This window comes from Streptomyces sp. NPDC057654, assembly GCF_042800135.1.
Taxonomy (GTDB): Bacteria; Actinomycetota; Actinomycetes; order Streptomycetales; family Streptomycetaceae; genus Streptomyces.
Map to the genome: position 1 here is coordinate 1 of NZ_JBHVHQ010001052.1, position 2664 is coordinate 2664.

At 70.8% G+C, this 2664-nt stretch carries 2 protein-coding genes and 1 pseudogene; 1 reads left to right on the forward strand and 2 read right to left on the reverse strand.

Annotated features, from left to right (window positions below):
* Positions 1-266, reverse strand: a pseudogene (locus ACFU99_RS40250) (formate dehydrogenase); the annotation flags it as partial.
* Positions 267-420: 154 nt separating this feature from the next.
* Positions 421-1902 carry a purine-cytosine permease family protein gene (locus tag ACFU99_RS40255; RefSeq protein WP_384402710.1) on the reverse strand — a complete coding sequence of 494 codons (1482 nt, stop codon included), beginning with the start codon at positions 1900-1902 and terminating at the stop codon, positions 421-423.
* 173 nt (positions 1903-2075) lie between these two features.
* Here ACFU99_RS40255 and ACFU99_RS40260 point away from each other — a divergent pair.
* The coding region (locus tag ACFU99_RS40260; RefSeq protein WP_384402713.1) for a LysR family transcriptional regulator at positions 2076-2664 on the forward strand (589 nt) is incomplete at its 3' end.

The window sequence follows — 2664 nt, forward strand, 5'->3', positions numbered from 1 at the left end:
CCCTTGGTGTCGTCCGGCCACGCGCAGCCGGGGCAGTCGAACCCGCCGTTCTCGTGGTTCATCCGCATGATCGCCCGCGGCCCGTCGACCAGCGCGCCCTCGCGCAGCAGGAAGCGGGTCACGCTTTTGGCGGCGCCCCAGCCCGCGGCCGGATGGTGGTACGGATGGAACTCGGGGCCCTCCTCGGCGGCGGGCCCCGATCCGGCCCCCGCCTCGGCCCCCGCTCCGGACTTCCGGGGCTGCTGTTCGTCGGTGTCGGCGCTCAAGACCCTCGACCTTCCCTGTCCGCGATGTGCCTGCCATGCGGATATACGGCGCGAAACGGTACTTTCGGGCAGGCTATGCCGGTCGATTCGCGCACGCCATTCGAGGGCCGGGGCGGTTGGGCGTCCGTACGGGCAGAGGTACGCCGTCAGGTCATCAGGCGGTCGGTACCGTCCGCGCCGGCTCCTCCTGCGCGACCGGAGCGGCCACCGGCTGCGGTTCCGTGACGCGGGGCCGGGCCCAGACGTAGTACACGGGAGCCGTGACCACCAGACCGACCAGCCAGGACAGGTCCGCGCCGCCCAGCGGGGCGACCAGGGGGCCCGTGAACAGGTCGGTGGAGACGAAGGGGAGCTGGACGGCGATGCCGAGGGCGTACGACGCGAGGGCCGTGCGGTTGAAGCGGCCGTAGCGGCCGCCGTCGGCGGCGAAGAAGTCCGCCATCGCGTACCGCCCCCGGTGCACGAGATAGAAGTCGATCAGGTTGATCGCCGTCCACGGGATCAGCACGATCAGCAGAACGCTCACCAGGTTCACGAACCGCGACACGAAGTCGTCGGACACGCCGACCGCGACCAGCAGCGCGATCACCAGCACGGTCCCGGAGACCACGCCGCGCGCCGTCCGCCGCGGCGTCCAGTGGGCGCGGAAGGTCTGGCCGATCGTGATGAGGGACAGCACGGCCCCGTAGAGGTTGAGGGCGTTGTGGTTGATGACGCTGAAGAGGAAGAGGACCAGCACGATGGGGCCGAACGCGCCCGCCGCGCTGTCGAAGCCCGCGACGGTGTCGTCGGCGCCCGGCGCGGCGAGCGCGATCACCGTGCCCGCCAGGAAGGACAGCGTCGAGCCGAGACACGAGCCGCCGTACGTCGCCCAGAACGTCGCGGGCGTGCGGACCGTACGCGGCAGATAGCGCGAGTAGTCCGATACGTACGGGGCGAACGCGAGCTGCCACAGGGCGCTGAGCGACACCGTCGCCAGCCACCCGGCGAAGGTGAAGCCGCCCCGCGTGAAGAAGTCGTCCGGCAGGCCGCGGAAGGCCACGACCGCGATGCCGACGGCGATGCCGATCCCCAGCACCCAGGTCGCGATCTTGTTGAGGGTGTGGATCAGGCGGTAGCCGACCCAGCAGATCACCGCCGAGCCCAGCGCGCCCAGCACGATGCCCCCGTTGACGGGGACGGCGGGCGCGAGGCCGTGCAGGGACTTTCCGGCCAGCACGATGTTCGACGCGAAGAAGCCGACGTACATGGCCGCCGCGACGACCACGATCACCAGTGCCCCGATCACCCCGAACTGCGCCCGGCTCTGGATCATCTGCGGCACGCCGAGCTGCGGTCCCTGCGCCGAGTGCAGCGCCATGAAGACGCCGCCGACGAGCTGGCCGACGAGGATCGCCAGCACGCTCGACCAGAACGACTGATGGAAGACCTGCACCCCCATGGCGCCCGTGACCAGCGGCAACGGGGCGATGTTCGTCCCGAACCACATGGTGAACAGGTCCCTGACCCGGCCGTGGCGCTCGCCGTCGGGGATATGGTCGATCGTGTGCTGCTCCACCGTGGCGGGCGCGTCCACGGCGGCGGACGCCTCGGCCGCGGCGGGGACGTCGGGTGCGGATCCTCCGGGACCGGACATGCGGACTCCCTAGAACGTGAGGGGCGAAGAGCGGTGCGGTGCTGCGGGGGAGAGAATCGACAGGGTCACCGCGGGTAAGGCGGATGGTTGGGAAGTCTCGAAGATTCCAAATCCCCGGTCAAACATTGTTTTCACGGGGGCTGCATCGGTTTTCGAGATGTAAAAATCCCGGCATGCCCCACGACGCCAACTTCACCCTGGTCCAGCTGCGCTACTTCCTCGCCGCCGCCGAGCTCGGCTCCATGACCGCCGCCGCCCAGCGCATCAACGTCTCGCAGTCCGCCGTCTCCACCGCCGTGACCCACCTGGAACGCGAACTCGGCGTCCAGCTCCTCATCCGCAGACACGCCAAGGGGCTGGAGCTGACGGCGGCCGGCGAGCGCTTCCAGCACGAGCTGCGCGGCTTCCTCACGCACGCCGACGAGCTCGCCGAATCGGCGCGCAGCCTCGGCTCGGAGCTCGTCGGCGACCTGGCCGTCGGCTGCTTCCAGACCTTCGCCCCCTTCTACCTGCCCCGGCTGCTGCGCGGGTTCGCCGACCGCCACCCCGCCGTCCGCGTCGACGTGCACGAGGGCGACACCCCCGCCGTCCAGGGGCTGCTGCGGACCGGCCAGTGCGAACTGGGGCTGCTGTACGACCTCGAACTCGACGCCGACATCGAGCACGAGGTGCTGGCCATGGCGCCCCCGTACGCGCTCGTGCACGAGGGGCACCGGCTCGCCGGCAGCCGCCGGGTCCGGCTCGCCGACCTCGGCGGCGAGC

Bases quoted from the DNA above. Each gene is read 5' to 3' on its own strand.
- ACFU99_RS40255 (WP_384402710.1), bottom strand. From the start codon at position 1,902: ATGTCCGGTCCCGGAGGATCCGCACCCGACGTCCCCGCCGCGGCCGAG.